The organism is Pseudomonas sp. JZ114 (assembly GCF_051027705.1).
In the GTDB taxonomy this organism is placed as follows: Bacteria; Pseudomonadota; Gammaproteobacteria; order Pseudomonadales; family Pseudomonadaceae; genus Chryseomonas; species Chryseomonas luteola.
Genome location: NZ_CP069256.1, coordinates 831,395 through 857,786, shown reverse-complemented (window position 1 = coordinate 857,786; position 26,392 = coordinate 831,395). Strand labels below are relative to the sequence as shown.

The 26,392-nt window shown below is 58.7% G+C and carries 22 protein-coding genes; 16 read left to right on the top strand and 6 right to left on the bottom strand.

Features of this window, described 5'->3' with window-relative positions; genetic code table 11:
* Positions 1–47 precede the first annotated feature (47 nt).
* The 5 genes from JQR90_RS04030 to JQR90_RS04010 all read left to right on the top strand — a co-directional run bounded on the left by JQR90_RS04030 (position 48) and on the right by JQR90_RS04010 (position 5,289).
* Complete coding sequence (locus JQR90_RS04030) at positions 48–527, top strand: Lrp/AsnC family transcriptional regulator (RefSeq protein ID WP_010797133.1); 480 nt, start codon at positions 48–50, stop codon at positions 525–527.
* Between the two features lie 257 nt (positions 528–784).
* Entirely contained in the window at positions 785–1,240 is a 456-nt protein-coding gene (locus tag JQR90_RS04025; RefSeq protein WP_010797132.1) for a (2Fe-2S)-binding protein, read from the top strand.
* Between the two features lie 14 nt (positions 1,241–1,254).
* On the top strand, positions 1,255–3,456 hold the full coding sequence (locus JQR90_RS04020) for a xanthine dehydrogenase family protein molybdopterin-binding subunit (RefSeq protein ID WP_073449554.1): 2,202 nt from the start codon (positions 1,255–1,257) through the stop codon (positions 3,454–3,456).
* 9 nt (positions 3,457–3,465) lie between these two features.
* Positions 3,466–4,728: a cytochrome c gene (locus JQR90_RS04015; RefSeq protein WP_010797130.1), complete on the top strand. Its 1,263-nt coding sequence runs from the start codon at positions 3,466–3,468 to the stop codon at positions 4,726–4,728.
* 168 nt (positions 4,729–4,896) lie between these two features.
* Positions 4,897–5,289 carry a globin gene (locus JQR90_RS04010; RefSeq protein WP_010797129.1) on the top strand — a complete coding sequence of 131 codons (393 nt, stop codon included), beginning with the start codon at positions 4,897–4,899 and terminating at the stop codon, positions 5,287–5,289.
* Between the two features lie 26 nt (positions 5,290–5,315).
* On the opposite strand, the gene JQR90_RS04005 is transcribed toward JQR90_RS04010, so the two are convergent.
* Positions 5,316–5,927 (bottom strand): pseudouridine synthase, encoded by a 612-nt coding sequence (locus tag JQR90_RS04005; RefSeq protein WP_219650737.1) that lies wholly within the window; start codon positions 5,925–5,927, stop codon positions 5,316–5,318.
* 120 nt (positions 5,928–6,047) lie between these two features.
* Between JQR90_RS04005 and JQR90_RS04000 the strand changes: the two genes are divergently transcribed.
* The 4 genes from JQR90_RS04000 (at position 6,048) to nhaD (ending at position 11,754) form a co-directional block, all read left to right on the top strand.
* Positions 6,048–7,097 (top strand): MBL fold metallo-hydrolase, encoded by a 1,050-nt coding sequence (locus tag JQR90_RS04000; RefSeq protein ID WP_434140508.1) that lies wholly within the window; start codon positions 6,048–6,050, stop codon positions 7,095–7,097.
* A 140-nt stretch (positions 7,098–7,237) separates the two neighbouring features.
* Positions 7,238–8,332: a glycerol dehydrogenase gene (locus tag JQR90_RS03995; RefSeq protein WP_434140506.1), complete on the top strand. Its 1,095-nt coding sequence runs from the start codon at positions 7,238–7,240 to the stop codon at positions 8,330–8,332.
* Between the two features lie 79 nt (positions 8,333–8,411).
* On the top strand, positions 8,412–10,250 hold the full coding sequence (locus JQR90_RS03990) for an ABC transporter ATP-binding protein (RefSeq protein ID WP_051370185.1): 1,839 nt from the start codon (positions 8,412–8,414) through the stop codon (positions 10,248–10,250).
* A 136-nt stretch (positions 10,251–10,386) separates the two neighbouring features.
* Positions 10,387–11,754 carry a sodium:proton antiporter NhaD gene (gene nhaD / locus JQR90_RS03985; RefSeq protein WP_010797124.1) on the top strand — a complete coding sequence of 456 codons (1,368 nt, stop codon included), beginning with the start codon at positions 10,387–10,389 and terminating at the stop codon, positions 11,752–11,754.
* A 42-nt stretch (positions 11,755–11,796) separates the two neighbouring features.
* Here the strand turns inward: nhaD and amn are convergent, their stop codons facing one another.
* From amn to JQR90_RS03965, 4 genes are all read right to left on the bottom strand, one after another.
* Positions 11,797–13,272 carry an AMP nucleosidase gene (amn, locus tag JQR90_RS03980; protein WP_010797123.1) on the bottom strand — a complete coding sequence of 492 codons (1,476 nt, stop codon included), beginning with the start codon at positions 13,270–13,272 and terminating at the stop codon, positions 11,797–11,799.
* A gap of 86 nt (positions 13,273–13,358) precedes the next feature.
* A complete protein-coding gene (locus JQR90_RS03975) occupies positions 13,359–15,137 on the bottom strand; it encodes an ABC transporter ATP-binding protein (RefSeq protein ID WP_010797122.1) in 1,779 nt (592 codons plus the stop codon).
* A complete protein-coding gene (locus JQR90_RS03970) occupies positions 15,130–16,863 on the bottom strand; it encodes an ABC transporter ATP-binding protein (RefSeq protein WP_010797121.1) in 1,734 nt (577 codons plus the stop codon). Before JQR90_RS03970 ends, JQR90_RS03975 begins: the two co-directional genes overlap by 8 nt.
* Before the next feature lie 43 nt (positions 16,864–16,906).
* Positions 16,907–19,306, bottom strand: a complete 2,400-nt coding sequence (locus JQR90_RS03965; RefSeq protein WP_037030756.1) for a hybrid sensor histidine kinase/response regulator — start codon at positions 19,304–19,306, stop codon at positions 16,907–16,909.
* A gap of 173 nt (positions 19,307–19,479) precedes the next feature.
* Between JQR90_RS03965 and JQR90_RS03960 the strand changes: the two genes are divergently transcribed.
* From JQR90_RS03960 to JQR90_RS03945, 4 genes are all read left to right on the top strand, one after another.
* Positions 19,480–20,277 (top strand): hydroxymethylpyrimidine/phosphomethylpyrimidine kinase, encoded by a 798-nt coding sequence (locus JQR90_RS03960; protein WP_026003714.1) that lies wholly within the window; start codon positions 19,480–19,482, stop codon positions 20,275–20,277.
* Positions 20,274–20,909: a thiamine phosphate synthase gene (gene thiE, locus JQR90_RS03955; RefSeq protein ID WP_010797118.1), complete on the top strand. Its 636-nt coding sequence runs from the start codon at positions 20,274–20,276 to the stop codon at positions 20,907–20,909. Before JQR90_RS03960 ends, thiE begins: the two co-directional genes overlap by 4 nt.
* 10 nt (positions 20,910–20,919) lie before the next feature.
* A complete protein-coding gene (gene hemL, locus JQR90_RS03950; RefSeq protein WP_010797117.1) occupies positions 20,920–22,206 on the top strand; it encodes a glutamate-1-semialdehyde 2,1-aminomutase in 1,287 nt (428 codons plus the stop codon).
* 224 nt (positions 22,207–22,430) lie between these two features.
* Entirely contained in the window at positions 22,431–22,973 is a 543-nt protein-coding gene (locus JQR90_RS03945) for a tetratricopeptide repeat protein (protein ID WP_010797116.1), read from the top strand.
* Positions 22,974–23,021: 48 nt separating this feature from the next.
* Here JQR90_RS03945 and JQR90_RS03940 read toward each other — a convergent pair whose 3' ends face one another.
* A complete protein-coding gene (locus tag JQR90_RS03940; RefSeq protein WP_010797115.1) occupies positions 23,022–23,342 on the bottom strand; it encodes a DUF1820 family protein in 321 nt (106 codons plus the stop codon).
* 125 nt (positions 23,343–23,467) lie between these two features.
* Between JQR90_RS03940 and miaB the strand changes: the two genes are divergently transcribed.
* The 3 genes from miaB (at position 23,468) to ybeY (ending at position 26,391) form a co-directional block, all read left to right on the top strand.
* Positions 23,468–24,841 (top strand): tRNA (N6-isopentenyl adenosine(37)-C2)-methylthiotransferase MiaB, encoded by a 1,374-nt coding sequence (gene miaB / locus JQR90_RS03935; protein WP_073449558.1) that lies wholly within the window; start codon positions 23,468–23,470, stop codon positions 24,839–24,841.
* An 88-nt stretch (positions 24,842–24,929) separates the two neighbouring features.
* Entirely contained in the window at positions 24,930–25,937 is a 1,008-nt protein-coding gene (locus tag JQR90_RS03930) for a PhoH family protein (protein WP_010797113.1), read from the top strand.
* Positions 25,927–26,391, top strand: coding sequence for an rRNA maturation RNase YbeY (gene ybeY, locus JQR90_RS03925; protein WP_019364056.1), 465 nt, complete (start codon positions 25,927–25,929; stop codon positions 26,389–26,391). Before JQR90_RS03930 ends, ybeY begins: the two co-directional genes overlap by 11 nt.
* The last annotated feature ends 1 nt before the right edge of the window (position 26,392 follow it).

The following is a 26,392-nucleotide window of genomic DNA, read 5'->3' as shown; positions in this document are numbered from 1 at the left end:
ACTAAAAAAACCTTTTAAACGCAATTTTCCAAAGGATTGGTTTCAAAATGGACAAACTAGACCGCTACGACCTACGTATTCTTGCCGAACTTCAGCGTGATGCACGCATCTCGAACCAGGAACTGGCAGAACGCATCGGCCTGTCTCCTTCGCCTTGCTCACGACGGGTCAAGCAGCTGGAAGATGATGGTTACATTAATCGTCAGGTTGCCCTGCTCGACCGCAAGAAACTGGGCCTTAGCCTGACAGTTTTCGTACTGATCGGCATGGACCGGCATACCCCTGAACGCTTCGAGCATTTCCAGTCGATCATTCGGCAGTGCCCTGAGGTGCTGGAATGCAGCCTGGTGACCGGCATGGATGCGGACTATCAGCTCAAGGTGGTCGTTCCGGATATGGACCACTACCAGAAACTACTGCTGGGCACCCTGACCCGTATAGAAGGCGTTTCGAGCGTGCGCTCAAGCTTCGTTCTCAACCAGGTCATCTCCAGTACCGAGCTGCCGCTTGAGCACCTGCGTGGCTGAGTATCGTCGCGATTTACATGGACCTGTCTGAGGCCGCGGATTTGCACGAATTCGATGCCGACACTGGTGTTTCTTGCCAGAAGATGGATAAATCAGATTTATTTATCTAAATTTTTCCAAGGACACGGAATGAAGCACCGTTCATTCTGTCCTGAATAAACCAACGATCGACTCGCAGCCCTTCCCGTCGGCATGACCTTGCCTGACGGCGTTCCGGCATGACGAGTCGACTGTCCTACCGTGCTCATGAGGTTGCAATGCTTACGCTCAACATCAACGGGGCCGACCATCAGGTCGACGTCCCCGACGACATGCCCCTGCTTTGGGTTCTACGTGACGTGCTGGGAATGACCGGCACCAAGTACGGCTGCGGGATCGCACAGTGTGGCGCTTGCACGGTGCATCTGGACGGTACGGCTGTTCGCGCCTGCGTCTTGCCTGTGAGCAACATTGCACAAGGCCAGAAGATCGTGACCATCGAAGCCGTGGGCGAGTCCGACCTGGGCAAGAAAGTGCAGGATGCCTGGCTTGAGCATGAAGTCGTGCAGTGCGGCTATTGCCAGTCCGGCCAGATCATGTCGGCCGTGGCGCTGCTGTCCCAGCACCCGAACGCAGGCGATGCTGAAATCGATGCGGGCATGTCCGGCAATATCTGCCGCTGCTGTACCTATACCCGTATCCGCGGCGCGATCAAAAGCGTTTCCCAGGCTTGAGCGGAGCAGACTCCATGACCAAGAATGTATCGGCGCAGGCCATAAGCCTGTCGCGCCGCAAGCTGCTTCAGGCCAGTGGTATCGCCGCAGGTGGTTTGCTGTTGGCAACCGCACTGCCTTTTTCCCGCCGCAGCTATGCCGAACAGTATGTCAACAAAGGGCCAGAAGACGCACCGCTGGACACCCCTACGGCCTTGGGAGCGTTTCTTCGGATAGGCCACGATGGGCAGATCACGCTGATTTCGCCCAAGATCGAAATGGGCCAGGGTGTACAGACCGGTTTTGCCATGATGGTAGCCGAAGAGTTGAACGTTACTCTGGATCAGGTCAGGGTGCAGGAAGCACCGCCAGACGAAAAACTGTATGGGGACAAGCTTCTGGGCTTTCAGGCCACCGGCGGTTCCTCATCGACTCGCAGCAACTGGCAACCCCTGCGGGAAGCCGCTGCGGCGGCACGCGTAATGCTGATCCAGGCCGCGGCCAACCAATGGAAGGTGTCGCCGGATGAATGCCGCGCCGAAAATGGCAAGATCATCGGCCCTGGCAATCGCGAACTGGCCTACGGCGCGCTGGTGGATGCAGCTGCCAAACTGCCCGTTCCGGAAAACGTCCCGCTCAAAAAGCCGGAAGACTACAAGGTCATCGGCCAGCCGCTGCGCCGCCTTGATACGCCTGGCAAAGTAGACGGCTCCGCCAAGTTCACCATCGACCTGCACGTGCCAGGCATGAAGATCGCTACTGTCAGCGCCTGTCCGGTCGTGGGTGGCACGCTTGCCTCAGTGGATGACCGTCACGCTCGTGCGGTTCCCGGTGTCAGGGATGTGGTCAAGCTGGAAAATGCCGTTGCCGTGATCGGCGATCACATGTGGGCAGCCCTTAAAGGCTTGAAGGCGCTGGAGATCCAATGGGATCTAGGCCCGAACGCCGGTATCGACTCCGCCCAGATCGAACGCGCCCTGCATGCAGCCTTTGATCGCGAAGGCGCCATTGCCGCCGAGGTTGGCGACATCAACAAGGCCATTGCCGGTGCGTCCAGCAAGATCGAGGCGGAATACGAGATGCCCTTCCTGGCTCACGCCACGCTGGAGCCCATGACCTGTGTGGCCCAGGTCCGCGAGGATGCCTGTGAACTATGGGTCGGCACCCAGGTGCCGGTTATGGCCCAACAGGCGGCTGCCAAGGCAACCGGCCTGCCGCCGGAAAAGATCATCGTCAACAACCAGCTCATCGGTGGAGGCTTTGGCCGTCGCCTGGAAGCGGACTTCATCGGTCAGGCCGCAGCCATAGCCAAGCAGGTCGACTACCCCATCAAGCTGGTCTGGACGCGTGAAGAAGACACCGCCCATGACCTGTACCGTCCTCATTATATCGACCGCTTCAGCGCAGGCCTGGATGCCAACGGCATGCCAGTGGGCTGGTCGCATACCATTGTCGGGGCCTCGGTCATGGCGCGGTTTGCGCCAGCCGCCGTACCACCCAATGGGCTGGATGCCGACGCAGTAGAGGTTTCCAACAAACCCGTCTACTCGCTTCCAAACCTCAGGGTCCGTTACGTCCCTGAAGCGCCCAAGGCCATTCTCAATTCCTGGTGGCGTGGGGTAGGCCCGCTGCATGGCGCCTATGTGATGGAAAGCTTTATCGATGAGCTGGCCTACGCAGCCAAGCAGGACCCGGTCGATTACCGGATGAAGCTGCTCGGCGAGCATCCCCGTGCGCAGGCGGTACTCAAGCTTGCCGCCGAAAAAGCCAACTGGAGCCAGAAACTGCCAGCGGGCCATGGTCGGGGAATTGCCGTACAGGAAGTCTTTGGCAGCTACCTCGCTACCGTAGTGGAAATGCAGGTCGATGCGCAGAACGGCATCCACATCACCCGCCTGATCTGTATTGCAGATTGCGGCGAGGTAACCAATCCGACCTCTGTTCACTCTCAGCTGGAGGGCGGCACGCTGTTTGGCCTGTCTGCTGCGCTCTACAATGAGATTACCGTCAAGAATGGACATGTGGAACAGAGCAACTTCCACGACTACCGGCAGCTGCGCATGAGCGATGCCCCACCGGTCGAGACGCACATCATTCCAAGCCATGAAATACCTGGCGGGATTGGAGAGGCCGGTACCGCCATGATTGCACCGGCTCTGGTCAATGCTCTGTATGCGGCAACCGGCAAGCGCCTTCGTCGTCTGCCGGTGGTTCGCGCCGGTTACCACGTGGCTTAAGGAGCTCCTATGAATCGTTTCACTTCTATCTGGGGCACCATGACGCGTACGGTGTTGAGCGGCGTGGCGCCTGTGGCGCTGGCCCTCACAACGCTGTCTGCCCAGGCCGCTGACGAGGCCACGGTCCAGCGCGGCGAATACCTGGCCCGCGCAGCTGACTGCGTAGCCTGTCACCTTGACGAGAACGGCGGTAAACCGTTCGCTGGCGGTCGTGGTTTCAAGCTGCCGTTCGGTATGCTGTATTCCCCCAACATCACGCCGGACAAGGAAACCGGGATCGGCACCTGGAGCGATGACGACTTTGTCAGCGCCATGCAGGAAGGCGTCGGCAAGGACGGCAAGCACTACTATCCAGCCTTTCCCTATACGTCTTACACGCTGATGTCGCGGGAAGATATTCTGGCGATCAAGGCGTATCTGTTCAGCCTGGAGCCCATCAGGCAGCCGAACAAGGAAAATGACATCAGCTTCCCCTTCAACCAACGCTGGGGAATGATGTTCTGGAACATGATGTTCAACCCGAACGAGCGCTTCGAGCCGGACCCGAGCCAGTCGGCTGAATGGAACCGCGGTGCGTATCTGGTGGAAGGTGCGGGGCACTGTGGCGAATGTCATACCCCCCGTAATATCTTTCAGGCGCGTGACAGCTCGCGAAACCTGGGTGGCGCGGTGATTCAGGGCTGGAAGGCCTACAACATTAGCGGTGACCAGAAGACCGGCATCGGTGCCTGGCCGGACGAGGCCCTGGCCTCTTACCTGTCTACAGGTCATGCCGAAGGGTATGGCGTTGCGGCTGGCCCCATGGCCGAAGCCGTCAATCACAGCCTGCGCTTCCTGACGCCTGAGGATATCCGCGCTATGGTGGTGTACTTGAAGTCGGTCCCCAGTCAGCCGTATGGATTGATGCGACCGGAGCCCAAGGCGCTGTCATCTGACGCACCGGCCAAAGGAAACAACCCGCTGGGCCAGAAGGTGTTTGCCGACGCCTGCGTCAGCTGTCACCTGTGGGATGGTTCGGGCCGGCAGAGCACCTTTGCCGCGCTTAGTGGCCTGCGCACGGTGAACGATCCAGAGGCAACCAATCTGGTGCAGGTCCTGCTGGGAGGAGACAAGCTGGAGAATCCCCACGGCGATCATTTCATGCCGGGCTTTGCCCGCGGATACTCCAACCAGGAGCTGGCGGCGGTCACCAATTTTGTCTTGGAGCATTTCGGCCATGCCCAGGGCGAGATGACGGCTGACGAGATCGAGAAGCGTCGTCACCCCGAATAAGCCATTCACCTGCCGGCCGTGCCTCATACAGGGGCACGGCCAATAACCCTCCATATCAAAAGGCCTTTAAGACTATTGTCTTAACCTGATAGGCTTGCCACCCGTTTACACTTCGCTCCCCATCCGCTGTACCCACAAACGTGGACGAAACACTCGCAAGGACTTGCCATGAAACCCGCCGACCAGGTGATGCAGAGCTACGGCCGCTGCTGCGCCAGCGCTGACTTTTTCGATGACTTCTATACCCGCTTTCTTGCCAGCTCGCCGCTGATCCGCGAGAAGTTCGTCAATACCAACATGCAGGCCCAAAAGCAGCTCTTGCGACAGGGCATCATGAACCTGGTCATGGTGGCGCGCGGAATGCCGGATACCAAGTTGCGCGCGCTGGGCGAAACCCATTGCCGCCATCAGATGGATATTCGCCCGGAACTCTACAGCATCTGGGTCGATACCTTGCTCGCCACCATTTCAAGCCACGACCCGCAGTGCACGGACGAGACGCTCAAAGCCTGGCGGGACGTGTTGAACGAAGGCATCGCGGTTATTACGTCACATTACTGATCGCTACAGCTGATCCGCTGGCGCGGTTACAGCCGCGCCGGCACCTCGCGCCATTCACCCGGCGCCATACCCTCCAACGCCCAAGGGCCGATGCGTACTCGCACCAGGCGCAATGTAGGCAGGCCGACGGCTGCCGTCATGCGACGTACCTGCCGGTTGCGGCCTTCACGAATCACCAGCTCCAGCCAGGCCGTTGGAACACTCTTGCGAAAGCGTACGGGAGGGTTTCTCTCCCATAGTTCCGGCTCCTCCAACAGGCGCACCTCTGCGGGAAGCGTCGGTCCGTCATTCAGCTCGACGCCTGTTCGCAGCGTTTGTATCTGTTCTTCTGTAGGGGCGCCTTCCACCTGAACCCAATAGGTCTTGGGCAGTTTGTGCCTAGGGTCGGCAATGCGCGATTGCAAGCGCCCGTCATTGGTCAGGAGGAGCAGCCCTTCGCTGTCGCGGTCCAGCCGTCCTGCCGGATAAATGCCTGGAATCGGAACGAAGTCCTTGAGCGTAGCCCGCCCGTCCCCATCGGAAAACTGGGTCAGCACATCAAATGGCTTGTTCAACAAGATCAGCCGCGGCTCGGCCGGCGGGGCCTTGGCAACACGACGAGGACGCGGGGTTTGAGGGGAGCGGTAGGAACGAGGCATGATGAAGACTGGCACTTGAGGCACGGGCACGTTAAAAACGCGGTGCAACGATAAAAGATACCCGCGAGTGTACCGAAAAACCGGCACTCGATTTTCACTTACCGGCAACGTGAGTCCTTCATGAGAATCTTTCGCTCCCTCTGGCTGGTCAACCTTCTCGCTCTTGCAGGCTGTGGCGGCCCAGAATACAAAGGCCCGCCTTCGGATCACTTCGACGGGCAGCAGTTTTACAACCAGGAGCCCTTTACCAAAAAGAGTTTCTGGACTCTAATCAAATGGCAGCTGACCCGCGAGCGTCCCGAGTGGGTCTGGCAGGCGCTTCCGCCGCGCCAGGAGGAGCTGCCCGAGCGCGTGACAGGCGATGAGCTGCGCGTCACCTATATCAACCATGCCACCTTGCTCATTCAGTACCATGGCTTGAATATCCTGACCGACCCGGTCTGGTCCGAGCGGGTTAGCCCGTTCAGCTTCATAGGACCCAAGCGCTACCACGACCCGGGCTTAGCCCTGGAAAAACTCCCGCCCCTTGACCTGATCTTTGTCAGCCACAGCCACTACGATCATATGGACCTGGCGACGCTTCGCCGTCTAGCCGAGATTAATCCGCTTACGCCCGTCGTCACGCTGCTGGGTAACGCCGAGTTGATCCGCAAGGAAGCCGGCTTTGGCACTGTAACGGAGATGGACTGGTGGCAGAGTCAGCCCCTGAACCAGCAGGTAACCTTGCATATCGTGCCTTCACAGCACTGGTCGGCCCGCACCCGCTTCGATACCAACCGTACCTTATGGGGCGGCTTTGTACTGGAGTCCGCCAGCGGTCCTGTCTACTTCCCCGGCGATACCGCATGGGGCGGGCACTTCCAACGGATTCACGACCGTTTCGGTCCCATGCGCTTTTCGGCTTTGTCTATCGGGGCCTATGAGCCACGCTGGTTCATGGTGTCGAGCCACATGAATCCACAGGAGGCAGTAGCCGCACACAAGATTCTTCACTCCAGCACCAGCATGGGCATTCACTTCGGTACCTTCCCGCTCAGTGACGAAGCCCAGTTTGCGCCTCCCCAGGACCTTGCCAAGGAGCGCGAAGCCCAAGGACTGCCGGAAGAGGCCTTCCGCGCACCGCTGCCTGGCGAGAGCTGGGCAGTGCCCGTCATCACGGCTGGACACTGATAATCCAGGGCGCGGCGGTAACTCCTCCGCGCCTTTCATCCAGCGATAGACGCTGATGCCAACAGCGTTGATTCAGGACAATAGCGCGCCCTCCCAAACGCTCCATAGTCAGGCTAATCCACTTCAGAGGAGCCTGCCCCATGCTCACGACGGCGATTTTCCCTTCCCGCTATGTTCAAGGTAACGGAGCCTTTAACCACCTGGGTGAGGAGCTTGCACGCTTCGGTAAACGTACCCTGGCCCTTCTTGACCCCTTTGCCGACGACCATCTGGGGGCAGCACTCGACAAGGCCTGTCAGCATCAGCTCGAATGCCAGCGTATCCGCTTCAACGGCGAGTGCAGCGACGAGGAAGTCGCACGGCTGGCTGGGATGGCGCGTCAGCACCTGCCTGACTCTATCGTCGGGATCGGTGGTGGCAAATCACTCGACACCGCCAAGGCGCTGGCCCACGAACTGAACATACCTGTGGCCGTTGTGCCTACCCTGGCCTCTACCGATGCTCCATGCAGTGCGCTTTCAGTAATCTATACCGCAGAAGGTGCTTTCAAGCGCTACCTGTTTCTGCCGCGAAACCCGGATCTTGTACTGGTAGACACCGGTATCATTGCCCAGGCCCCTGCGCGCTTTCTGGTATCAGGAATGGGCGACGCCATGGCGACCTGGTTCGAGGCAGAAGACTGCCGTATCCGCGGCGCTGGCAACATGACAGGAAGACCCGGCCCTCTCACCGCCTATGCCCTGGCACGCCTGTGCTATGACACGCTTCTGGAATATGGCCCACTCGCACTGCATGCCTGTCAGCAACAGGTCGTCACGCCAGCCTTGGAGCATATCGTCGAAGCCAATACCCTTCTTTCCGGACTAGGCTTCGAAAGCGGCGGCCTGGCAGCTGCTCACGCGATTCACAATGGCTTCACCGCCCTGTCCCAGACCCACAGCTACTGGCACGGCGAGAAGGTTGCGTTTGGCGTATTGACCATGTTGATCCTGAGTGGCCGCAAGCCTGCCATCATTGATGAAGCCTTCACGTTCAGTCAGCGAATCGGCTTGCCGCTTACTCTGGCAGATATCGGTCTGGCCAATGCGTCTGATGCAGACCTGCTCAAGGCTGCGGAACTGGCCTGCGCGGAAGGGGAAACCATTCACAACGAGCCCTTCAGGGTCGATCCGCTTTCGGTAGTTGCCGCCATGAAGACAGCCGACGCCCAGGGACGTTTTCGCAAGCAGGCCTGATGATTAACTGGCAGACGCCATAACGATCATGGCAGCATTCCTGACGGATTTCCCCGCCAGGAATGCACTCCAATACCCCATGACAGCCATACCCCCTGCGCCGCGCCAGCCTTGGCGACACCGGGCGCTCAGCCTTTTTCAGTACAGCTCACGGGCATTGGGCCTCGTGTGGTCGACCTCTCCTGCCCTGACCCTGGGACTTGCCCTGGCTACCGTGGTAGCAGGTGTGTTGCCAGCGCTGGCCGCCTGGCTCGGCAAGCAGATCGTGGATTCGGTCGTGGCGGCCATGCAGTTGCATCAGACACAGGGGAACGTTCTGCTGTCGCCCGTGCTCTGGCTGTTGGCCATGGAAGCCGGCGTGGTCGCCTTGATCGCAGCGGCGCAGCGGGGCCTCTCCGTCCAGCAGTCCTTGCTCCGCGTCCTGCTGGGGCAAAAGGTCAACCTGATGATCCTGGAAAAAGCCCAGCAACTGTCACTGGTCCAATTTGAAGACTCGGAATTTTACGACAAGCTCACCCGCGCCCGCCGCGAGGCCTCGATCCGCCCGCTCTCCCTGGTCAACAAGCTGTTCAGCCTGATGCAGAACGGTCTTTCACTGATCAGCTTTGCCATCCTGCTGATTCATTTTTCACCCTGGGCGCTGCTTATCCTGGTGGTCGGGGCATTGCCTGTCTTTTTTGCCGAAGCCAAGTTTTCGGGTGATGCCTTTCGCCTGTTTCGGCGGCGCTCCCCTGAGGCCCGCATGCAGGGTTATCTTGAAGCGGTCCTGGCGCGGGAAGATCATATCAAGGAGGTCAAACTCTTTGGCCTTGCGCCACGTCTACTCCAGCGTTACCGCGATATCTTCACCCAGCTTTATGCAGAAGATCGCGCCCTGACGATTCGGCGCGACACTTGGGGGTTTCTGCTTGGCCTGCTCGGGACCCTGGCCTTCTATGCCGCCTATGTCTGGATCGTAGTGGATACCGTACATGGGCGTATCAGCTTGGGTGAAATGACCATGTATCTGCTGCTTTTCAGGCAAGGCCAGACGGCAGTCAGTAGCAGCCTTACCGCCATTAGCGGCATGTATGAAGACAACCTTTATCTTTCCAACCTGTATGAATACCTCGAACAGCCTGTGGCTGCTGAGCAAGGCGATTTGAGACAGGGTAAAACACCTGGAGACGGCATCCGCTTCGAACAGGTCGGCTTTCATTACCCCGGTGTCTCGCGCGCAGCATTGGAGGGTATCAATCTACATTTGCGACCCGGTGAAAGCCTGGCCCTGGTGGGCGAGAACGGCTCAGGCAAGACCACGCTGATCAAGCTGCTTACTCGACTCTATACGCCCAGCGAGGGCCGCATTCTGCTCGATGGCAGCGATCTTCAAGAGTGGAATACCGATGCCCTAAGGCAACGCATTGGCGTCATTTTCCAAGATTTCATTCGCTATCAGTTCAGCGCTGGCGAAAACCTGGGCGTGGGCGATGTCGAAGCCTTTGACGACGAGCAGCGCTGGCAGGAAGCAGCCGAACGTGGACGCTCCAGCGACTTCATCGAGCGGCTCGACCAAGGCTATCAGACACAACTGGGTCGCTGGTTCAAAGGCGGGCAAGAACTGTCAGGCGGACAATGGCAAAAAATCGCACTGTCACGCTCTTACATGCGTACCCAGGCCGACATTCTCGTACTCGACGAACCTACGGCTGCCATGGATGCTGCCGCCGAGGCAGAGGTTTTCGAGCAGTTTCGTCAGCATGCCCAAGGCAAGATGACGATCCTGATCTCTCACCGATTCTCTACGGTTCGCTCGGCTGATCAGATTGTGGTCCTGGAGCATGGCCGTATCATCGAACAGGGACGCCACGACGCGCTGGTCGCCCAGGATGGCCGGTACGCTCATCTATTCCAGCTGCAGGCCCAGGGGTATCGATAGGCCGTTTGACGACCCGAGAAGCAATCCTTTTTGTGCCTTTTTCTTCATTTTTTGAAACATATAAGGCATCCTCGGCGCCCTCCCTGTAATGATTGGAAAAGGTTTCGACCTGACTCCCTGCCCTGGAAAGCCGCTCATGTATGTCTTCATGGCCTTAACCTTCGTGCTCGGATACCTCTGTATCGCCTGCGAGCACACCCTGAAAATCGATAAAGCCGCCTCGGCGCTGCTAACAGCCGTTGTCAGTTGGACGCTGCTGGTGCTGGGCGCAGATCAAATCCTGCCGCATCTGCAGCCCGGCAGCGACAACACTCATTTCGTGGTCGAGGAGCTGCGCCACCACCTGGGCGAGGTCTCGGAGATCCTGTTTTTCCTGATGGGCGCCATGACCATCGTCGAACTGATCGATGCCCACGAAGGCTTCACGGTCATTACCGACCGTATTCGTACCAACAAGCGCGTCAGCCTGCTATGGCTGGTAGGCCTGATCACGTTCTTCCTGTCTGCCGCGCTAGACAACCTGACGACTACCATCGTCATGGTTTCCCTGCTGCGCAAACTCATTGCCGATGCCAAGGAGCGCTGGTTCTACGCCGGGATTGTGGTCATTGCCGCGAATGCGGGTGGCGCCTGGTCACCTATTGGCGATGTAACGACTACCATGCTGTGGATTGGAAACCAGATCTCGGCCAGCGGTATCGTCATGAGTCTGTTCCTGCCCAGCCTGGTCTGCCTGCTTGTTCCCCTGGTGCTGCTCAGCTTTAGGCTCAAGGGCGAAGCCGAGCGACCGGCAATGGATGAGCATGAGAATAATGCGAATCCAACCACTCCGTTCGAGCGCAACCTTGTCTTTGCGCTGGGCATTGGCGCCCTGCTCTTTGTGCCGATCTTCAAGACCGTGACACACCTGCCGCCCTACATGGGTGTTCTGCTGGGCCTTGGCGTACTGTGGGTCGTGACTGAAATCATTCATCGCGGCAAGAACGATGAAGACAAGCACCCGCTGTCCGTGATTGGCGTACTGCGCCGGATCGATATGCCAAGCGTATTGTTTTTCCTGGGCATTCTGCTGGCAGTCTCCAGCCTGGCGACGGCAGGCCATCTTGTGCAGGTCGCCACTTGGCTGAAAGACGGCTTAGGCGATGTCTATGCCATCAATATCGCGATCGGTCTCCTGTCATCGGTGGTCGATAATGTACCGCTCGTAGCAGGCGCCATGAAAATGTATCCGCTGGTCTCCCCTGAAGCGCTGACGGCGGCCAGCTCAGCTGACGCCGGCTGGCTCACCCATTTCCTGGCCGATGGGCGATTCTGGGAAATGCTGGCCTATTGCGCCGGTACAGGCGGCAGCTGTCTGATCATCGGTTCGGCAGCTGGCGTAGCAGCAATGGGCATGGAGAAGATCGACTTCATGTGGTACCTGAAACGCATCAGCCTGCTGGCGCTATTGGGTTACCTGGGTGGTGCCGCCACTTACATCGGCCTGGCCAGTCTAGGCGCATAAGAAAAAAGGCCAGCTTTACGCTGGCCTTTTTGTTTTCAGGTATCAACGGAAAGGCGGTTCGTCAAAGCTGCGCAGCTTGCGCGAGTGCAGCGAATCCAGCTGCGCCCGGAGCAGGTCCAATGCCGCGATACCGATTGCCAGGTGCTGACTGACGGCTCGCTCGTAGAACGCATTGGCCGAGCCCGGCAGCTTGATCTCGCTGTGCAGGGGTTTGTCTGACACACACAGCAAAGTGCCGTACGGGACGCGCAGTCGATACCCTTGAGCCGCAATAGTGCCGCTCTCCATATCCACCGCAATGGCGCGGGCCAGATTGATGACAGGCCGCTCCTGCGCCCATCTCAGCTCCCAGTTACGGTCGTCATAGGTCAGCACTGTGCCGGTTCGCAGCCGGCGCTTGAGCGCCTCGCCACGGTCGCCCGTCACCTGAGCTGCCGCTTCTGCCAGGGCCACCTGCACTTCGGCCAGGGCCGGGATTGGTATGTGAGGCGGCAATACACGGTCCAGAATGCCGTCACGACGCATATAGGCATGCGCGAGTACGTAATCGCCGATGTTCTGTGACTGCCGCAGCCCGCCACAGTGGCCGATCATCAGCCAGCAGTGCGGGCGTAAGACGGCCAGATGATCCGTAATGTTCTTGGCATTGGATGGCCCCACCCCGATGTTTACGAGGGTAACGCCATGACCATCCGCGGCGATCAGGTGATAGGCCGGCATCTGAAAGCGATGCCAGGCGATACCGCCAATGATGGACTGGGCCTCGCCATCATCCAGGCCGCGCTCGATGGTGACATTACCCGGCAGCACCATACGCACGAACCGAGGATCGTCCCGCAGCTGCTGTAAGCCATGACGAATGAATTGATCGACATAGCGGTGGTAATTGGTCAGGAGAATCCAGGGCTGCACATGGCGCCAGTCACTGCCGGTATAGTGCACGATACGACGCAGGGAAAAGTCCGTCCGGGCGGCATCGAACAGCGATAGGGGAAGAATGGTCTCCTGCGCCCAGTCATACAGGCCATCGGCGATATCGTCGTGGGCGGCGGACAGGTCGGTACTGGGAAAGACGCGCGCCAGCTCGGCGGCCGTCACGCCCGACCCGGCCAGTTCATCCCCCTGCTCCACCACATAGGGATAGGGGATATCCTGCTCGCTCGGCCCCACCTCGACCAGAATGTCGTATTCCGCCATGAGCGGTTCGAGCTGTTCAAGCAGGTATTTGCGAAAGGCAGCCGGGTGCGTAACGGTGGCCCGGTAAGTACCCGGAAGCTGCACCTTGGCATAGGCCCGCGTGGTAGTCGGCACCGCCTGGGAGGAGCGGTAGCACAGACGGATCTCGGGATACCGGAACAGCTGTCGCTCGGCCTCAGTCGGCTCGATACGATCCTTGAGGTAGCGCTTGAGCGCACTGCTCAAGGCCTGGGTTGCCTGCTGATGCAGCGCAGCCAGCCGATCCACCGCCTCGCTAGCCGAATGGGCTGCAACAAAACCATCTTCGAACGTCTGAGGCATGCACGATTTCCTTACTCAAGAATGAACGAGGCAATCTGGCTCCTGCGTCGACTCATCAGCAGGCCAGACAGCCCCTTTGCCAGCATTTAGTCAGAGAGTAGCTGAGTTGGATCACGGTTATCTGACAATTGCTCAGAATCCCTGCGCTGATTCCACAGGTGATGATAATGCCCTTCGGGGTTGGCCAAGAGTTGTGCGTGATTCCCCTCCTCCACCAGCCGTCCTTGCCGCAGCACAATGATGCGATCGGCATCACGGATCGTCGACAGCCGGTGCGCCACTACAATCATCGTCACCTTGCCGCGCAAGTCATGCAGCGCTTCCTGCAAGAGCGTTTCGGTTTCACTGTCGATACTGGCCGTCGCCTCATCCAGCAGCAACACCTTGGGCTGGCGCAGCAGGGCTCGCGCCAGCGCCAGCAATTGCCGCTCACCCGTGGAAAGCGTAAAGCCACGTTCACCCAGCCGGGTTTCCAGCCCCTCGGGCAACCGTGCAATCAGGGGAGACAGGTGAGCATCATCAAGCGCCTCCTGAAGACGCCACGGCTCTGCCTCACTGCCCAGCAGCAGGTTATCGCGCAGGGTGCTGGAACGAATGAATGGCTCCTGCGGTACGGTAGCAATGGCGGCTCCCAATGCCTCAGGCGTCAGTTTTGATAGCTCACGGCCATCCAGTAGGAGTTGGCCACCCGTTACCGGCTGCAAGCCGGCCAGAAGGTCAAGCAGGGTCGATTTCCCGCTGCCGGTCGGCCCGACGATCGCCAGGAACGTGCCAGGGGCAATCTCCAGATTGATATCGCTCAACGTGTCGTGATCCGCACCTTCATGGCGGAAGCGAACCTGTTTGAGCTCAAAGCAGGCCTTGTCCACCGACCGGCTATCGGTACCCTGTAGTGCCTGGGCCTGATCGAGCAGATTAAGCAGTCGCGTACCGGCAACGCTCGCCTGCTGATAGAGATTGAACCGCTGAGTGATTTCCATCAGTGGCTCCGTCACTCGCCCCAGGTAAGTCACAAAGGCGTACATCACCCCGATCTCGGCTCCTCCACCCAGGTGATTCAGACCATAGGTCAGGAGCAATACCGCCAGTACAATCACGCTCACCAGATCGAGCGCCGAACGCAAGAGCAGGCCCGAGAAACGTACCGTACTGATTCGTGCCTCGTACTGTTGCTGGTTGAGATCATGGAAGTGCTTGCGGAACGGCGCGGTCTGGTTGAAGGCCTGGATAATAGCCATTCCGCCAATCGCCTCATTGAGACGCGCGCTCTGCTCGGAGCGCAGCGCCCTCACCCGCATGGCAGCCGGCCCGCTCAAGCGCTGATACAGCCAGACGATAAAGGCGGCCGCCGGGATAAGCAGCATGGCGATCATCATGAGATGGACATTCATCAGTGCCATGGCCACCAGAATGCCGATCAGTAGCACAATATTGCCAACAATAGTGCCCAAAAACGCGACATAGAGTTCACGCAGGGCATCTGTGTCATTGGTTACCCGCGCGACCAGCTCCCCGGTTGCCGTACGGTCATGAAAGCTCTGCGGCAAGTGCAGAACATGGCGGAACAGCCGCCGACGCAACAGCAGTACCGTATCCATGGCGATGCCAGCAAACCGCAGGCTTTGCAGGTAACGCCCGAGTGCGGCGAGCGCCTGAGTTACTACATAGATCAGGAACAGTACGATCAGGGGCTCAGCCCGCAGATCGCCAGGCACCAGGTAGGTATCCAGATAATGTTTAGTTAGCCAGGGGCCCATCACGTCCATGACAGTTGCCCCAATCAGGATAGCCACAGCCGCCATCAGCCGGCGCGGATTGGCCAGCACCGGCCCCAGCAGCAATTTGATAACACGATGCTTAGGCATGTTCGCCTCCTGCCTGTTGCAGCTGCCAGAGTCGGGCGTAGACACCACCCTGCGCCAGCAACTGTTCATGCGAGCCTCGCTCGGCGATACGGCCCTCCTCCAACACAATCAACTGATCAGCCTCCCGTACGGCAGACAGACGATGGCTCACAATGATGCGCGTCCGATTGCCCAGGCGAGCCAGCGTCTCGAGCAGACGTGTTTCGGTCGCGGTATCAACGGCCGACAGCGTGTCATCCAGCAGCAGGATAGGCGCATCGGATAACAGTGCACGCGCCAGGGCTACCCGCTGTCGCTGACCTCCAGACAATGTTACACCGCGCTCACCCACCGGCGTTTCAAGCCCTTCGGGAAGCTGCTTGAGGTCTGTGGCAAAGGCCGCGTCGGTCAGAGCGCCCCGGATCTGCTCGGGTGTAGCCTCAGGTCGTCCAAGTGCAACGTTTTCAGCCAGACTGCGGGCAAACAGGAAAGGATCCTGGGGAACGTATGCAAACTGAGCCCTTAACGCTTCCAGTGAATACGCCTCAAGAGGATGATCGCCCAGGCGAATCTCGCCGTCCGTCAAAGGGTACTGACGGAGCAGCAGCCGCAGCAAGGTGCTCTTCCCGCTGCCTGTGGCGCCCACAATGCCCAGCGTACTTCCTGCCGGAAGCTCGAAGTGAATATCCTGCAACGCAGGCGTCTGGCCTTGAGGATAGACAAAGGAAGGAATATTCACGCTCAACGTCGATCCGGGCTCGGGCGTCAGTGTCCCCTCGTCTCGGATGCTTTCTACAGAGGCAAAAAACTCCCGCAGGCGACGCCCTCCCGCCTCTCCGCGCTGGAGGATATTGAGGCACCAGCCAATGGCAAACATTGGCCAGATCAGTTGTACAAGGTAAAGGCTGAAGCTGGTCAGCTGTCCTAGCGTAATGGCGCCCTGCATGTAGCGTCCGGTGCCCACGATCAATGTCAGCAGCGTGGCGCAGCTTAGCGCTACGAAGATGATGGGCTCGTACTTGGCTTCGGTTCGCTGAACAGCGTAGTCAGCCTTGGCCGCCGCACGGGCGCGCTCGTCAAAATCATCCAGCTCCGCTTCGATCAGCGCGTTCTGTCGCAGCATACGCAGCCCGCTCAAAGCCTCCTGAGTGCGATCATTGAGGTCTGAGAAGCGCTGCAAGGTCTGCCCGAAGCGTTGCTGAACCCGCTTCGCCACGTGGTAGAACCCCCAGGCCATGAACGGAAACGGCAGCAGGGCCATGAGCGCCAACGGCGCATCGATACCGACCAGCATGACTGCCAGTACAAGCACCAGGGTCATGGCCCCGTCAAAACTGGACAGCACGCCCTCACCGGCAGCCATCTCTACTGCATCGATATCCTGGGTAGCCCGTGCCAGTAGATCGCCCGTACGACTCGCCTGAAAAAAGCCGGGATCTAGTCGGGTAAGCTTGGCGTAAAACGCATCGCGCAGCTCCACGCCTACCTTGTACGCGGTTCCGAACAACCGTACCCGCCAGTGATAACGAAGCACATAGAGCCCAAGACCAACCACCGCCAGCAGGGCGACACGCCCTAGCAGCTCCGTTCGCTCGAGCTCACCGGCCCGTAGTGCATCAATGGTTTTGCCTACCCACCAGGGCAGCGTCAGATTCAAGAGGCCTACGCCCAACAGGCAGGTGATTGCCCCGCAATAGGCCAGTCGATGGCGAAAGAGAAAATCGCGCAGTAACGTCCAAAGCGCCATGTAAAGAAATACCTGAACATAAGTAGCTGCCCAGTATAGCCCTCTATGACGTCTGAACCGGAGCCTGACAGAGCAGCCAATCCTGTAGAAGAGTTTGCAGTTCACCCAGCCTGACCGGCTTGGCCAGGTAATCGCTCATCCCGGCCGCCAGGCAACGCTCCCGATCACCATGGTGTGGATGGGATGATAACGCCAGCACCGGCAACTCCTTGCAATCGGGCAATGCCCGAATGGCCCGACAGATGGCAAACCCATCCATGACCGGCATCTGGCAATCGAGCAGGACGGCATCTACCGTTACCTGATCCAGGAGTTCAAGTGCCTGAGAGCCGGAATCGGCAGTCCGCACCTGATAGCCCAGCCGGAGCAGCATGCCACGCAGGATCATCTCGTCATGAGCATTGCTCTCCACGATCAGAACCGTGCAATTGGCGGGCTGCCGTGTCGTCAGCACACAGGCGCGGCGCGCAGGTGCCGGCAGCGCCACACGCCCCGGTAGCGGCAAGGTAATAGCCATGCGGAAGCGACTTCCAGTCCCCACCTGCGAGGAATGGCTGAGCGTTCCCCCCAGGAGATGGATCAGCTTGCGACACAGGGCCAGGCCAATTCCCAATCCGCCATAGCGGCGCGTCAGGGAACCATCGAGCTGATGGAAGCGCTGATAGAGCTGCTCGCTCTGCTCCGGCGTAAACCCAATCCCCGTATCGACCACCTCAATCAACAGCGGCTGGCGATAAGCATCTGCCTGCGCATCCGGATGCGCCTGTACGCGCACCGTTACCGATCCTTCATGCGTGAACTTAATGGCGTTTTCGATCAGATGCCCCAAGGCTCTGGCCAGCTTTGGTGCGTCACCTTCCAGGGTATCGGGCAATGCTGGGTCGATTTCCACCTGGAACGCCAGACGCTTGGCCTCGGCACTCGAGGTATAGCGCGTGCGTAAACTGTCAAAGAGTCCATGCAGACTGAACGGCACCCGCCGAGCTACCTGCTTGCCGGCACGCAGCTCGGTGAGGGTCAGGATGTCATCCACCATGCGCATCATTGCTCGCGCGGACTCGCTGGCGGACTGGTGGTACTGCTCCAGCTCCACCGTCATGGGCTGCGTCTGGATCAGTTCCAGCGAGCCGATAACGCCGTTCATGGGCGTTCGCAACTCATGGGTCACGGTAGCCAGAAACTCATCCTTCAAGCGATTACTGTTGGCCAGCTCCTCATTCAACCGCTCCAGTGCACGGCGAGACTCTTCGAGAATCCGCGCCCGTTCCTCGCGCATGGCATTGATCCGGTCAGCCAGAGCCAACGAAAGCAAGGCTACCTCAAGCGCCGAGCCAATCTGGCTCGCATAGACCGTGAGGAAGTTATAAGGCAACAGACCGGCTACCATCAGAATATTGGCCAGCCCGCCAAGCAGGAAAATCGACCATGCGATGATGAAGTAACGCGCGGTACGCATACCGTCGAACCAGGCCCGGATACCGGCCGTGAACACGACAAAGATAAAGATCAGTGCCAGGAGCGTGGCCAACCGCATCGCCGTCGCGTAGTCACAGGTCAGTGACGTCAGGACGCACAGGCAGGCCAGCAGGATCAGGCCCTTCATGCAGAGGTCGATTCGACGACTGTACTGGCGGGTCTGCAGGAAATGTCGGGTGAACTGGCTACCAAAGATACCTGCCATGCCGACAAAGAATGGCGTTGCGATGTTGGCCCAGCGAGGACTGTCCGGCCACAGGTACTCGGAGCCGGTCCCGTTGATCGACAGCAGATAGCAGCCGAACGAGCCGACATAAAAGATGTGATACAGGTAACTGGGATCGCGAACGCTGAGGAAAATAAGCAGGTTATAGAGCATCATCACCAGCAGAACACCGTAGATGATACCTAGCAGATAAACACGTGCCGGCTCGGCCTCGATAAACGCCCTGGTGGTCCAGAGCACCAGCGGGGCCTGAACGGACCCCTGACTTTCAACCCGCAGATACAGCCGCTTCGTCTCTCCCGGTGCAAACGACAGCGGATACAGATAGCTGCTGTGCCGAATCAGACGGCTGCTGAACGGCAGTGTATCCCCCATGCGCTGGGCCAATCGGTACACACCTTGCGCATCGGGTGTGTAGATATCATAGCGGTCGAGTGGTGGGTAGGAGAGTTCGAGCAGCCAGCTCTTGGGCCCAATGCCGGTCTTGGGTCGATACGCAAGATCCAGGCGAATCCAGTAGGCCGAGCGTGAATAGCCGGCCCCAAAAACATCTTCGCCATGCCGGATAAAGCTGCCACTTAATGCCGGTGATGTGATGTCTTCGATAGTCGATGTGCCACGAACATCCTCGAATACCTCAAGCGACTGCCCGAGGGACAATCGTTCGATCGACTCATCAAACTCAACGGCCTGTACCCACCAGGGCCATGCGAGCAGAATGAAAAAGAACCAGTTGCGCATATAAAAGGCTTCGCCAGAAAAGCCCGCAGGCAGCATCATGCACAAACTGCCCTCTCGTGCGACGCATCCCTTCAAGCATTGAGTTAGGTGCGGCACTCTATCACAGGCCGGCCCAGCAGCTACACTGCCGACCGGAGCCTTTGTTCAGCCTGTTTAGTGATAAGCTTTTTGCCATGAATACACACAACGCTCGTCCCGTCGTCCTTTGCCTTTCCGGTCATGACCCCAGCGGCGGCGCTGGTCTGCAGGCAGACATCGAAGCCCTGATCGCCCAGGGCTGCCATGCGGCACCCGCCGTCACCGCGCTGACCGTTCAGGATACGATCAACGTGTCCGACTTTCGTGTACTGGACCGTGCCTGGGTGATGGCCCAGGCCAACGCCGTGCTGACGGATCTTCCTGTCGCAGCCGTCAAGCTGGGCATGCTTGGTTCTATCGAAATGGTTGAAACAGTACTGGATATCCTCGCGGATCATCCACAGTTGCCACTGGTGTGCGACCCGGTGCTACGCGCCGGTGGTGGTGGAGCCCTTGGCAAGGATGAGGTGGGTTATGCCATCCGCGAGCGGCTGTTGCCGCGCGCAACGATTGTCACGCCTAACCTCCCCGAGGCCCGCATCCTGGCCGAGCTGCCGGAAGGGACGGCAGACGCGTGTGCCGACAAACTTCTCCCCTACTGCGAGCATTTGCTCATCACAGGCGGTCATGGTGACGAGCAGGAAGTGCACAATCGCCTGTACACCCGTGACGGGCATCAGGAAACCTTTATCTGCCAGCGTCTTCCCGGTAGCTATCACGGTTCGGGCTGCACGCTGGCCAGCGCACTGGCCGGGCGGCTGGCTTTGGGAGAAGCCCTGCCCAGCGCAGTTCGCTCAGCCCTGGACTACACCTGGCGCACCCTGCGTGATGCCGAGCGTCCCGGCCGCGGCCAGTATATTCCCCGTCGCCTGCCACTGGACTTCTGCTCATGACTCCACTGCGTGGTCTGTACGCCATTACTGACAGCCAGCTCCTGGCCGACGACAAGCTTCTCCCCTATGTGGAAGCCGCATTGAAGGGCGGTGCCCGCTTGATTCAATATCGGGACAAATCCAGCGACCAGGTCCGCCGTCGGGACGAAGCTCAGGCACTGTCCGAGCTGTGTAGACGCCACGGCGCAGACCTCATCATCAATGACGACCTTGAGCTTGCACTCCAATTGGGTGTGGGCCTGCATCTGGGGCAGGAAGATGGATCCCTCGCCGAAGCACGCCAACAGTTAGGTCAGGCGGCAATTCTGGGAGGTACTTGCCATGCCCAGCTGGCCCTGGCGGAACGCGCTGTCCTGGAAGGCGCCAGCTACATCGCCTTTGGTCGCTTCTTCAACTCAAACACAAAACCCGGCGCACCGGCGGCCACGCCTGAACTGCTGATCGAGGCGCAACGCCGCTTCACCGTGCCGGTGTGCGCCATTGGAGGCGTTACCCTCGACAATGCCCCCTCACTGATCGAGCGTGGAGCCAGTCTGATTGCCGTCATTCATGCATTGTTTTCCGCGCCCTCTGCCGAAGAGGTAGAGCGCCGCGCCCGGGCATTCAGTGCACTGTTCAACCCCATTTCGTAGAGAATTCGCCATGTCACGCTCCGAAACACTGTTCGCCGATGCCCAGAAGCATATTCCAGGTGGCGTCAATTCCCCGGTTCGCGCCTTCAAAAGCGTGGGCGGCACGCCCCTTTTCTTCAAGCATGCCGCAGGCGCCTATGTCATCGACGAAGACGACAAGCGTTACGTTGACTATGTAGGCTCCTGGGGCCCGATGATTCTGGGGCATAGTCATCCCGACGTACTGGATGCTGTGCGCCGCCAGCTTGAACATGGTTTGTCCTATGGCGCACCAACTGCCATGGAAACCGAAATGGCCAATCTGATCTGCCAGCTGGTGCCCTCCATGGAAATGGTGCGCATGGTCAGCTCAGGCACCGAAGCCACCATGAGTGCCATTCGCCTGGCACGTGGATATACCGGTCGCGACACCATCATCAAGTTTGAAGGGTGCTATCACGGCCATTCGGACAGTCTTCTGGTAAAAGCGGGCTCTGGTGCCCTCACCTTGGGCGTTCCCAGCTCTCCTGGCGTACCCGCTGCGTTTGCCCAGCACACCCTTACCCTACCCTACAACGACCTGGACGCCGTCAAGGAAACCCTGCAGAAAGTAGGTGCGGATATCGCCTGTATCATTGTCGAGCCCGTGGCCGGCAACATGAACTGCGTACCGCCTGCCCCCGGCTTCCTGCAGGGCTTGCGTACCCTGTGCGATGAACATGGCGTGGTGCTGATTTTTGACGAGGTCATGACTGGCTTCCGCGTTGCCTTGGGTGGTGCCCAGGCTCATTACGAAATCACACCGGACCTCACCACGTTTGGCAAGATCGTGGGTGGAGGCATGCCTGTCGGGTGCTTTGGCGGTAAGCGCGCCATCATGGAAAAGATTGCACCGCTTGGCCCGGTCTATCAGGCCGGCACGCTGTCCGGTAACCCACTCGCCATGGCAGCTGGCCTGACGACGCTTAAGCTCATCAGCCGTCCCGGCTTCCACGACGAGCTGACCGCCCTGACAACCCGTCTGCTGATCGGGTTGCGCGAACGTGCCCAGGCAGCAGGCGTTCCGTTCGTTACCACCCAGGCAGGCGGCATGTTCGGCCTTTATTTCAGCACGGCAGACGACATCGTGACCTTCGATGACGTCATGGCCAGCGATGTCGAGCGCTTCAAGCGCTTCTTCCACCTGATGCTGGAAGGTGGCGTCTATCTCGCACCCAGCGCTTTCGAAGCCGGCTTCACCTCCATTGCACATGGCGAAGCGGAACTCGACATCACGTTCAAGGCAGCCGAACGTGCTTTTGCCGCGCTGAAAAACTGAGTACCGCCTATCGATGGTTTCGCTTGTAGGCAAACGGAGCGGAACCATCGTTTGCAATGAGCCTCTCAGTTTGAAACAGCCGATATCAGGCAATTACAAAAAAAGTTCATCGTAACTGCGTAAATTTTTTGTAAGGTGGTATCGGCTTCACTCATAATGTGCGAGCCGGCGCGTTTCGCCGGTCGGGTTTCCAGAAAAACCTGCCTCGATCCTGGAGGCGTTCCATGCACCGCGCCGGCCGTTTCATCATTACCAGCTTGCTCCTGTTCCCGCTGCTCGCCTTTGCGGGCGGTAATTCCCTGCTCATTCCCAGCACCAGCCGCTGCAACCTCAATGCAGCCCCGGAAGAGCTTCCGCAAGCTCTCTCCAAGTGCCAGCAGACTGCCCGCGCCGGTGATGCGCAGGCGCAATATGAGCTAGGCAGCTTTTACTACGATGGCAAACAGACCCCAAAGGATTTGAATCAGGCTCGTATCTGGTTCGAGCAGGCTTCGCTGAAGGGCCATGCTGATGCGCAGTACCGATTGGGCACCATGTTTTTCCGTGGCGAAGGTGTTCAGGCCAATACCGTGCAGGCCTATATCGTACTCAAGATGGCCGCCATCAACGGCTCGGAAGACGCCATGGACACCGCGGATCTGGTAGCTGAGCAGATGAGAAGGGATGAGCTGGAAATTGCAACCCAGGTGCTGGGTCAGATTTTCAGAGACTACCTGCAGGATTTGCAGACGGCAGGCACCGGAAATCCTTTCGCGCCACTTCCCTGACAAACCGGTAGACGCAGCCGCATGGTATGACGGCTGCGTTTTGCGGCATTATTTCTCCGGCATTGGTACCGGAAATGGCATGACGTTCGTTCCGCCCTTGGCTTCGCTGATCTTGGCCTGGCCAAGACGCTCCACTTCGTCGATCCGGATGACCGAGTGCAAGGGAACGAAGCTGCGGATAACGCCTTCGAACTGGGACTTCAGTTTTTCTTCACTGGGGTCTACGACGACTTGCGTACGCTCGCCAAAGACGAATTCTTCGACTTCGAGAAAGCCCCACAGATCACTTTGATAGATCTGCTTGGCATACATCTCGTAAACCTGTCCCTGGTTATGAAAAATCACCTTATAGATCGCTGGTTTGCTCATGATGATGGGTAACAGGAATGAAAACGGGGACGGATAATAGCAGTGAGGAGACGATCAGTGCTAGGAAGCAAGGACTCTCATCCTTATAATATGCGGTCCTCAATTTTTTCCCCGACGAAGCGCGCATGACCAAGAAGCTTTTCATCGAAACTCACGGCTGCCAGATGAACGAGTATGACTCGTCCCGCATGGTCGACCTCCTCGGTGAGCATCAGGCGCTGGAGCTGACCGCAAATCCGGCCGAAGCCGATGTGATCCTGCTCAATACCTGCTCCATTCGTGAAAAGGCTCAGGAAAAGGTCTTTTCACAACTGGGCCGCTGGCGCGAACTGAAGTTACAGAACCCCGAGCTGGTGATCGGCGTGGGCGGCTGCGTGGCCAGCCAGGAAGGCGCCGCGATTCGTGATCGTGCGCCCTACGTCGACGTGGTGTTCGGCCCTCAGACACTGCATCGCCTGCCTGAAATGATCGACGCGGCCCGGGCTACTCGCGCGCCACAGGTCGACATTTCATTCCCGGAAATCGAGAAATTCGATCGCCTGCCCGAACCTCGTGTCGATGGTCCCAGCGCATTCGTCTCGATCATGGAAGGCTGCAGCAAGTACTGCACGTTCTGCGTTGTGCCTTATACCCGTGGTGAAGAGGTCAGTCGACCCTTTGATGACGTCCTGGCCGAAGTGATTCACCTGGCCGAGAACGGCGTTCGCGAAGTCACTCTGCTCGGACAGAACGTCAATGGCTATCGCGGCCTGACCCATGATGGCCGGATCGCCGACTTTGCCGAGCTGCTGCGCGTGGTGGCGGCCGTTGATGGTATCGACCGGATTCGCTACACCACCTCGCATCCGCTGGAGTTTTCCGACGCCCTGATCCAGGCACACGCCGAGATCCCGGAGCTGGCCAAATTCGTGCATCTGCCGGTGCAGTCGGGTTCTGACCGAATCCTGGCAGCCATGAAGCGCAACCACATGGCCATCGAGTACAAATCACGTATTCGCAAACTCAAGGCGGCGGTTCCTGATATCTGCATCAGCTCTGACTTCATTGTTGGCTTTCCGGGCGAAACCGAGAAAGACTTCGAGCAGACCATGAAGCTGATCGAGGACGTCGGCTTCGACTTCTCCTACTCCTTCGTCTACAGCGCACGCCCCGGCACACCGGCAGCGGATCTGGTGGACGATACCCCGGAAGAGGTCAAGAAACAGCGTCTGCAGATCCTGCAAGCCCGCATCAACCAGCAGGGCTTCGAGATCAGTCGTCGCATGATTGGCACGGTCCAGACCATCCTGGTCAGCGACTTTTCCAAGAAGGACCCAGGCATGCTCCAGGGTCGTACGGAAAACAACCGCATCGTCAATTTCCGCTCCAGCAATGCCCTGCTGATTGGCCAGTTCGTCCAGGTTCATATTGATGACGCACTGCCCCACTCCCTGCGAGGCACCCTTCTGGCAGAAATTGCACAGCCGCATGCAACTTCCGGTGCCATAGTCACTGTCTGACTATTGGTAGAGTGCGCACTTTGCCAAGTGCGCACAACCGATTACTCTTCAAGTAAACATCATCAGCTATAGGGCGATTACTCCTTCCTTGAATACACCTCAAGAACCTCGGCGCTTTACTCTCGAACCGTTTGATGCTCAACGCTTTGCCAAGCTTTGCGGCCAGCTCGACGAAAACCTTCGGCAGATCGAAAAACGGCTCGATATCGAAATCCGCAACCGCGGCAACCAGTTCGAACTGGTCGGCCCGCCGGAGCGTATCCAGTCGGCTGAAAATCTGCTGCGACGTTTGTATCGCGAGACCAAGACCGAAGATGACCTGACGCCTGACATGGTTCACCTGTTTCTGCAGGAATCCGGTCTTGAAGGGCTTTCCGAGCCTCAGAGCGATCTGAATATTTCTCTGCGCACCCGTAAAGGCATGATTCGTCCTCGCGGCGCCAATCAGCAGCGGTATGTCAAGTCGATCCTCGATCATGACATCAACTTCGGCATTGGCCCGGCGGGCACCGGCAAGACCTACCTCGCCGTAGCCTGTGCCGTCGATGCTCTCGAACGAGAGCAGATCCGCCGTATCCTGCTGGTTCGCCCCGCGGTTGAAGCGGGCGAGAAGCTCGGCTTCCTACCGGGTGATCTGGCTCAGAAGATCGACCCGTATCTGCGTCCTTTGTATGACGCCCTGTACGAGATGCTTGGCTTTGAGACCGTAGCCAAACTGATCGAACGGCAGGTTATCGAAGTGGCGCCACTGGCTTACATGCGGGGTCGAACACTCAACAACAGCTTCATCATTCTTGACGAGAGCCAGAACACTACCGTTGAGCAGATGAAAATGTTCCTGACACGTATCGGCTTCGGCTCTACAGCCGTCATCACCGGCGATATCACCCAGGTCGACCTGCCCCGCGGCACGCGCTCAGGCCTGGCTCATGTCATCAACGTCCTGAAAGACGTGCCGGGCATTGGATTTACGCACTTTCTGGCAAAGGACGTGGTACGTCATCCTCTGGTACAGCGCATTGTCGAAGCTTATGATCGCTTCGAACAACAGCAGACTGACAAACGTCAGTCGCGGGAAAACACGAATGACGATTGAGCTTGATGTACAAATCGCCAGCGAAGCGCCCGATCTACCTGAGGAACCTGAGTTACGTCGCTGGTGTGAGGTCGCCCTCCGCCAGCGCACCGCTGATTCAGAACTGACCATCCGCCTGGTGGATGAGCCGGAAGGTCGCGAACTCAATCGCACCTACCGGCACAAGGACTATGCCACCAACGTACTTACTTTCCCGGCCGATGTACCCGACGAGCTGCTGGATATTCCGCTGTTGGGTGACGTCATCATCTGCGCACCAGTCATCGCGCGTGAGGCTGCCGAGCAGGGTAAGCTTCTCAAGGCCCATTGGGCTCATATGGTTATTCATGGCTGCCTGCACCTGCTTGGCTATGACCATATCGAAGACGAAGAAGCGGAAGAAATGGAAAGCTTGGAACGAGAATTGCTGGCAGAACTAGGTCATCCCGACCCATATGGCGACGAACAAAACTAAC

Excerpts from the sequence above, each read along its gene's own strand:
- JQR90_RS04030 (WP_010797133.1), top strand. The coding sequence starts at position 48 with ATGGACAAACTAGACCGCTACGACCTACGTATTCTTGCCGAACTTCAG.
- JQR90_RS04025 (WP_010797132.1), top strand. The coding sequence starts at position 785 with ATGCTTACGCTCAACATCAACGGGGCCGACCATCAGGTCGACGTCCCC.
- JQR90_RS04020 (WP_073449554.1), top strand. The coding sequence starts at position 1,255 with ATGACCAAGAATGTATCGGCGCAGGCCATAAGCCTGTCGCGCCGCAAG.
- JQR90_RS04015 (WP_010797130.1), top strand. The coding sequence starts at position 3,466 with ATGAATCGTTTCACTTCTATCTGGGGCACCATGACGCGTACGGTGTTG.
- JQR90_RS04010 (WP_010797129.1), top strand. The coding sequence starts at position 4,897 with ATGAAACCCGCCGACCAGGTGATGCAGAGCTACGGCCGCTGCTGCGCC.
- JQR90_RS04005 (WP_219650737.1), bottom strand. The coding sequence starts at position 5,927 with ATGCCTCGTTCCTACCGCTCCCCTCAAACCCCGCGTCCTCGTCGTGTT.
- JQR90_RS04000 (WP_434140508.1), top strand. The coding sequence starts at position 6,048 with ATGAGAATCTTTCGCTCCCTCTGGCTGGTCAACCTTCTCGCTCTTGCA.
- JQR90_RS03995 (WP_434140506.1), top strand. The coding sequence starts at position 7,238 with ATGCTCACGACGGCGATTTTCCCTTCCCGCTATGTTCAAGGTAACGGA.
- JQR90_RS03990 (WP_051370185.1), top strand. The coding sequence starts at position 8,412 with ATGACAGCCATACCCCCTGCGCCGCGCCAGCCTTGGCGACACCGGGCG.
- nhaD (WP_010797124.1), top strand. The coding sequence starts at position 10,387 with ATGTATGTCTTCATGGCCTTAACCTTCGTGCTCGGATACCTCTGTATC.
- amn (WP_010797123.1), bottom strand. The coding sequence starts at position 13,272 with ATGCCTCAGACGTTCGAAGATGGTTTTGTTGCAGCCCATTCGGCTAGC.
- JQR90_RS03975 (WP_010797122.1), bottom strand. The coding sequence starts at position 15,137 with ATGCCTAAGCATCGTGTTATCAAATTGCTGCTGGGGCCGGTGCTGGCC.
- JQR90_RS03970 (WP_010797121.1), bottom strand. The coding sequence starts at position 16,863 with ATGGCGCTTTGGACGTTACTGCGCGATTTTCTCTTTCGCCATCGACTG.
- JQR90_RS03965 (WP_037030756.1), bottom strand. The coding sequence starts at position 19,306 with ATGCGCAACTGGTTCTTTTTCATTCTGCTCGCATGGCCCTGGTGGGTA.
- JQR90_RS03960 (WP_026003714.1), top strand. The coding sequence starts at position 19,480 with ATGAATACACACAACGCTCGTCCCGTCGTCCTTTGCCTTTCCGGTCAT.
- thiE (WP_010797118.1), top strand. The coding sequence starts at position 20,274 with ATGACTCCACTGCGTGGTCTGTACGCCATTACTGACAGCCAGCTCCTG.
- hemL (WP_010797117.1), top strand. The coding sequence starts at position 20,920 with ATGTCACGCTCCGAAACACTGTTCGCCGATGCCCAGAAGCATATTCCA.
- JQR90_RS03945 (WP_010797116.1), top strand. The coding sequence starts at position 22,431 with ATGCACCGCGCCGGCCGTTTCATCATTACCAGCTTGCTCCTGTTCCCG.
- JQR90_RS03940 (WP_010797115.1), bottom strand. The coding sequence starts at position 23,342 with ATGAGCAAACCAGCGATCTATAAGGTGATTTTTCATAACCAGGGACAG.
- miaB (WP_073449558.1), top strand. The coding sequence starts at position 23,468 with ATGACCAAGAAGCTTTTCATCGAAACTCACGGCTGCCAGATGAACGAG.
- ybeY (WP_019364056.1), top strand. The coding sequence starts at position 25,927 with ATGACGATTGAGCTTGATGTACAAATCGCCAGCGAAGCGCCCGATCTA.